The 6,064-nt window shown below is 70.2% G+C and carries 7 protein-coding genes; 5 read left to right on the forward strand and 2 right to left on the reverse strand.

Annotation, left to right across the window (positions count from 1 at the left end; translation table 11 throughout):
- Positions 1-8 precede the first annotated feature (8 nt).
- On the forward strand, positions 9-1,217 hold the full coding sequence (locus Ahu01nite_RS19635; protein ID WP_203838018.1) for a hypothetical protein: 1,209 nt from the start codon (positions 9-11) through the stop codon (positions 1,215-1,217).
- Here Ahu01nite_RS19635 and Ahu01nite_RS19640 read toward each other — a convergent pair.
- Positions 1,214-2,002: an endo alpha-1,4 polygalactosaminidase gene (locus Ahu01nite_RS19640; protein ID WP_239158979.1), complete on the reverse strand. Its 789-nt coding sequence runs from the start codon at positions 2,000-2,002 to the stop codon at positions 1,214-1,216. The two genes, Ahu01nite_RS19635 and Ahu01nite_RS19640, sit on opposite strands and share 4 nt — an antisense overlap.
- Before the next feature lie 34 nt (positions 2,003-2,036).
- Here Ahu01nite_RS19640 and Ahu01nite_RS19645 point away from each other — a divergent pair, with 34 nt between their 5' ends.
- From Ahu01nite_RS19645 to Ahu01nite_RS19655, 3 genes are all read left to right on the forward strand, one after another.
- Positions 2,037-2,537, forward strand: a complete 501-nt coding sequence (locus Ahu01nite_RS19645; protein ID WP_239158977.1) for a type II toxin-antitoxin system PemK/MazF family toxin — start codon at positions 2,037-2,039, stop codon at positions 2,535-2,537.
- Positions 2,538-2,607: 70 nt separating this feature from the next.
- Complete coding sequence (locus Ahu01nite_RS19650) at positions 2,608-3,264, forward strand: hypothetical protein (protein ID WP_239158978.1); 657 nt, start codon at positions 2,608-2,610, stop codon at positions 3,262-3,264.
- 20 nt (positions 3,265-3,284) lie between these two features.
- On the forward strand, positions 3,285-3,938 hold the full coding sequence (locus Ahu01nite_RS19655) for an adenylate kinase family protein (protein ID WP_203838020.1): 654 nt from the start codon (positions 3,285-3,287) through the stop codon (positions 3,936-3,938).
- On the opposite strand, the gene Ahu01nite_RS19660 is transcribed toward Ahu01nite_RS19655, so the two are convergent.
- A complete protein-coding gene (locus tag Ahu01nite_RS19660; RefSeq protein ID WP_203838021.1) occupies positions 3,935-4,672 on the reverse strand; it encodes a polyphosphate kinase 2 family protein in 738 nt (245 codons plus the stop codon). The genes Ahu01nite_RS19655 and Ahu01nite_RS19660 overlap by 4 nt on opposite strands.
- A gap of 52 nt (positions 4,673-4,724) precedes the next feature.
- Between Ahu01nite_RS19660 and tyrS the strand changes: the two genes are divergently transcribed.
- Positions 4,725-5,981 carry a tyrosine--tRNA ligase gene (tyrS, locus tag Ahu01nite_RS19665; protein ID WP_275411765.1) on the forward strand — a complete coding sequence of 419 codons (1,257 nt, stop codon included), beginning with the start codon at positions 4,725-4,727 and terminating at the stop codon, positions 5,979-5,981.
- The last annotated feature ends 83 nt before the right edge of the window (positions 5,982-6,064 follow it).

Here is a 6,064-nt window from a genome sequence, read left to right on the forward strand (position 1 = left end):
CGGCGACGGTGAGCATCACCGTTGACCTGCCGGAGCCCGCCGAGCTGTGGCGCCGGTGGGCCACCCTCGCCGCCGCGCTCAGCGCACTCGGGTACGCCGACGTCTGGTCCGTGGCCAAGTCGGGCGTGCACCATGATGACGGCGGAGGCAACTGGGCCCACCTGGCACAGCTCGACGGCGGCCGCGCCGTGCTGTACGGCTACGACCACGAGTACAGCGCGACCGTGGACGCCGACCCGCCGGTGGATCTGCTCGCCGGCGCACCGTCCTGGCTGCCGTGGGACGAGCTGGTCGCGTACGCGTCCGACGACCAGCTCGGCTACGTCCTGTGGCACGACGACGGGCAGTGGCACCGCGTCGCGTACCCGGAATCCCTCGACGACGGCCTGAGCTCGACGGCCGGTCCGGTCCTCGCCGAGCGTGCCGCCCGCGACGAGCTGGCGGAGTTCGTCTTCGAGTGGGGTGAGCACGAGCCCGACACCCCGGTGGAGCGCGCTGACGTCGACGCCGCTGCGACCCGGCTGCTGCAGTCGTTCGGCGTGGAGCCCCTGCGTGAGCTGCTCGGGCGGCTCACCGGTCAGGAGGTCGACCTGCGCGTCGGTCTCGCCGTGGCCACCCGGGCGGGCCTGACCGGCGACTCCGCGCGCCCGATCCAGGCCGAGGGCGCCCGGCCGGCCCTCCGCAAGATCCGCAAGCTCAGCGACACCGAGCACGACCGGCTGGTCTGGGCGGCGATGCGCCAAGAACCGGAACGTACGCGTCCGGCGCCGGTCGGCACGGGTGAGCTCGGGGCCATCCTCACCTGGCTGCGCGCCCGGTCCCCGCACGCCGACGGCCGCTGCTCGCTGCTGGTCTACGCCGACGAGAGCAGTCTGGCCGCCCACCGCGGCGACCATCCACCCCTGGAGAAGGACGACGAGGGCCGCTTCGGGACCTTCCGCGAGCTTTCCGATCTGGTACGCCGTCTGCGCGCCGCGGAAGCAGACGACGCGTACGGCCGCTGGCTCTTCCTGCACCTCGAGACCACGGCCACCGGCTACACCCTGGAACGCCGCTACGACTCGTGGCCGGACTGGTGGACCGACAACGGCATCTCCGGGCCGTGGCGCGGCAACCTGCGCGCCGAGGTGGAATCCCGCGCCGAGCGATGGCGCCCCGGCTGGACCCATCTGCTCGACCCCGAGGTCGCCTACCGCCCCGCCGACGAGGGCGTTTAGCAGGTTTGGCGCCATTCGCTCAGCGACTGCTTCTTACGGATCGCGGCGAAGCCAAGTTTGCGTGACGCCGGGCAGAACGTCGACGTCGTCACCTCGTACTCGATCTCGAAGACGGGTTTGCCCTGCGCCACGAACGGCGTGAGCAGCTCGCACTCGTGGTAGTACGCGCACTGCTCGTTGACCGCGAAGTCGAACGCCGGGGCGAGCTGTTTCACCTGGTCGAGGTCGTTCTTCAGGCCGACGGCGAGGCCCAGGCCGTGCGCGAGGGCGGCGATGCGGCGGTTGTAGGTGAGCTGGTCGGCGGCCGTGAGCCCCACACCGTTGCTGTTCGCGTACCCGTCAAGGTTGTCGGGGTCGACCGCGTCGAAACCCTTCCTGGCGCAACCCTGGAACCGGGCTTTCATGATCGGCCCGAGGACGTCCCAGCGCCGCACGTCGAGCCACTTCTCCCCGGGCCAGCCGTCCAGGTCGGCGCCGAGCACCGCCGCCGGGAACCGCTTCGCGTCGGCCCGCCAGTCCTCGTAGGAGCCGGCGCTGACGTAACAGATGGCCTTCGCGCCGCGTTTGTGCAGCGTGGCGACCTGCGCGGCGGTGGTGCCGTCCCCGTCGACGTCGAACACCGTGGCGTTGACGCTCAGGTCGAGGCGCCCGGTGAACTGGATCTGCCACCGGATCGCGGCCGACGCCCGGGGCTTCCACCAGCTCTTCGGGGCGGCCTGCACCGGGATCGCGTACGCGAGAAGCAGCAGAACCGTCCCGGCGAGCACCCCACTCCGTCGGATCATCACGGACCCGTCCATCGGCAGTACAGTGCGCGTCGTGAGAAATATCCTCAACACCGTCACCCAGGCCGTGAAGCGTGCGGTGAGCCGCTCCGCGCCGACCCCGCTGGGCACCTCGAACCCCGCACCCCCGGCCCGCAAGGGCGCCGGCCACGTCCCGACCCAGAGCCGCGGCCGGCATGTGGAGTACGCCCCCAACCTCGACGGCGACGCCGACCCGGGCGAGGTCGTGTGGACCTGGGTGAAGTACGAGGACGACCCGCACCAGGGCAAGGACCGGCCCGTGCTGGTCGTCGGCCGCGAGGGGCGCAACCTGCTCGGCCTGATGCTCTCCAGCCAGAGCGAGCGCGAGGGCCAGCGCAACTGGCTGGGCCTCGGCCCCGGCGCGTGGGACCGCGAGGAGCGCCCGAGCTGGGTCCGCCTCGACCGCGTCCTCGAGGTCGACCAGGACGGCATCCGCCGCGAGGGCGCCATCCTCGACCGCAACCGCTTCAACGAGGTCGCCGGCGTCCTGCAGCGCGACTACGGCTGGAACTGACGGATTTTCACCGCGCGGGCCCCGAGGCATAACCGGGGGCCCGCCGCGGTTGACCATTACCGTGGCACCTATGGATACGGACAGAATGGTCGGTTTCGGCGGTAAGCAGGCGTGGCTCGCGATCCGCGACACCGATCCGGCCCGGGTGCTCGCCGCCCTCGGCCTGCGTGAGCTCGGCGAAGTCTCCTGGCGCAACGGCATCGACCTCGCGCACCTCACCGACGACCGGGTCGCCGTCACCCCGGCACTGCCCGGCGCCCGCGGCGAGAAGTGGGTGCTCGCCGTCGGCCGCTACCTGCTGCGCCCCGACGTCACCGTCGACGTGACCGACCTCTCCGAGCGGCTGCAGACCGAGGTCCAGTTCTTCGCCACCCACCGGACCACCGAAAGTCACCGCTGGCAGCGCGCCGCGCAGGGTTCACTGCTGCGCGCGTTCGGGTATGTAGGGCAGACCGGCGACGTGACGTCCTGGTTCGGCGACCCCGACCCGGCCGAGCGCGCGGCAGGCCTTCCTGCCACGATCACCCCCGGCGCCGACCGCAAGCCGGCCGCCGACCCCTTCGAGGCGGAGCTCGCCGAGCTGCTGCTCGCGGAGGGGGACGAGGACGTGACGGTGCTGGTGTCGGAGCAGGACGTACTCCGGGTCGCCGACGGGTGGAGCCTCGACCCGACGTCGCTCGACGGTCGTCCGGCACCCGGCCCGGTGCTGGTCGGCGCGTCCTCATAACGAGACCGGAGGGGCTCATCGTGCGCAAATACGTGGTCATGGGCGTGCAGGGCAGTGGCAAGGGCACCCAGAGCGAGCTGCTCGCCGAGGATCTCGGCCTCGTGCACATCAGCGTCGGCGACATCTTCCGCTGGCACGTGCAGAACCACACCAAACTGGGCGCCCAGGTCCGCCGCACGATGAAGGCCGGCGACCTCGTCAGCGACGAGCTGGTCGAATCCGTCGTGCGCCAGCGCCTCGACCAGCACGACTGGAACTTCGGCTTCATCATCGACGGCTTCCCACGCAACGGCCGCCAGGCGGAGTTCTTCATGGAGAGCTACGACATCGACGGCGTCATCCACCTGGAGCTCCCCGACGACGAGGTACGCCGCCGCGTCCTCAGCCGCCGGCTCTGCCCCGGCTGCGGCATGGACTACAACCTCATCGCCGACCGCCCCAAACAGGACGGCCGCTGCGACATCTGCGGCACCACCCTGGTCGTACGCGAGGACGACACCCCCGAAGCCCTCGCCGCCCGCCTGCGCGACTACCACGAGAAGACCCGCCCGGTCCTCGAACTCTTCCGCCGCAAAGAGGTCGTCCACGACGTCGACGCCCGCCCCGCCGCCGCCGAGGTCCAGCAGCAGATCCGCAAGGTCCTCGACCTGCCGCCCTACCAGCCCGCCGGCTAGTTCTTCTCCAGCCGCTTCTCGATCGCGTCGCAGACCGTCTCGACCACGGCGAGGCGTGCGTAGTGCTTGCTGTCGCCGGGGACGACATGCCACGGCGCGCGCTTGTGATCCGTACGTTTCAGCATCTCTTCGATCGCCTGCTCGTAGGCGGGGCGCTTCTCCCGGTTACGCCAGTCCTCGTCGGTGAGCTTCCACGTGCGCAACGGGTCACCGGCCCGGTCCTCGAAACGGCGCAGCTGCTCCTCCGGGGAGACGTGCATCCAGAACTTGACCATGATCGTGCCCTCGTCGGTGAGGGTGCGCTCGAAGTTGACGATCTCGTCGTACGCGCGGGCCCACTGCTCGTCGGTGGCGAAGCCCTCGACGCGTTCGACCAGCACCCGGCCGTACCAGGACCGGTCGAAGACTGCCATCCCACCCCACCCGGGCAGCTTCGGCCAGAAACGCCACAGGAAGTGGTGGCGCTTCTCGTCATAGGTGGGGGCCGCGAACTGGGACACGCGCACGTGCCGGGGGTCGAGCGGCGACGCGAGCCGCTTGATCGCCCCACCCTTGCCGGAGGCGTCCCAGCCCTCGAAGACGACACACAGCGGTGGCCCGATCTTCTTCTCCCCGATCTGGCCGCCCAGAATGAGCCGCAACCGGAGCAGCCTTTGCTGGGCCTCCTCCAGTTTCGCGACGGCCTTCTTCTTGGACAGCTCAACAGGGGGAGCGGCGGAACCGAGACGACTCATCCCAGCAGTATCCCGCTTGGCCGCGCACGCGGGTGTGCAGGACAATCAGCGTGTGACTCTCGTTGACGACATGCTGTGGCGCGGACTGATCCAGGACTCGACCGACCCCGACGAGCTGCGCAAGCACCTCGACGGCGGCGCGATCACGTTCTACGTGGGCTTCGACCCGACCGCGGCGTCCCTGCACGTCGGCAACCTCATGCAGGTCGTGACCGCTCGCCGGCTCCAGCTCGCCGGGCACAAGCCGCTGCTGCTCGTCGGCGGCGCCACCGGCCAGATCGGCGACCCGGGCGGCCGCTCCACCGAGCGCCAGCTCAACCCCCAGGACGTCACCGCCGGCTGGGTTCTGCGCATCCGCGACCAGCTCACCCCGTTCATGACCTTCGACGGTGACAACGCCGCCACCATGGTCAACAACCTCGACTGGACCGGCGAGCTCTCCGTCATCGACTTCCTGCGCGACGTCGGCAAGCACTTCCCGGTCAACAAGATGATCGCCCGCGACGTCGTCAAGAACCGCCTCGAGACCGGCATCAGCTTCACCGAGTTCAGCTACCAGCTCCTGCAGGCCAACGACTTCTACGAGCTGCACTCCCGCCACGACTGCTCGCTGCAGTTCGGCGGCTCCGACCAGTGGGGCAACATCACCGCCGGCGTCGACTACGTGCGCCGCCGCGGCGCGGGCCCGGTCTTCGCCTTCACCACCCCGCTCGTCCTCAAGGCCGACGGCACCAAGTTCGGCAAGAGCGCGGGCGGCGCCACCTGGCTCGACCCCACCATGACCTCGCCGTATTCGTTCTACCAGTTCTGGGTCAACGCCGACGACCGCGACATCCCGCACTACCTGCGCTACTTCAGCTTCAAGACCCGCGAGGAGATCGAGGAGCTGGAGAAGGCCACCGCCGAGCGCCCCCAGGCCCGCCTCGCCCAGAAGGAGCTGGCCTTCGAGATCACGGCCCTGGTCCACGGTGAAGAAGAGGCAAACCAGGCGGTCATGGCCAGCCAGGCGTTGTTCGGCCGAGGCTCCCTGGGCGACCTCTCCGCGGACACGCTGCGGGCCGCACTGTCCGAGGCCGGCATGACGGAGGTACGCGGTGAGCTGCCCACGGTCGTCGCCCTGCTCCAGGAGGCCGGCCTCGTGAAGAGCGGGGGAGACGCCCGCCGGACGATCGCCGAGGGCGGGGCCTACCTCAACAACGAACGCATCACCGACCCCGAGGCTGTCATCCCGGAGTCCGCGCTGCTCCAGGGCCGGTTCCTGGTCCTGCGCAAGGGCAAGCGCACGTTCGCCGGCGTAGAGCGGGTCTGACCTCTGTCTTTGCCCACCGTGCGGCAGCGCGCGGTGGGCTCGGTCACCCCAGAGGGTCTGGATTTGGCGCTTGCGGGACCACC

This window comes from Winogradskya humida, assembly GCF_016862215.1.
GTDB lineage: Bacteria > Actinomycetota > Actinomycetes > Mycobacteriales > Micromonosporaceae > Actinoplanes > Actinoplanes humidus.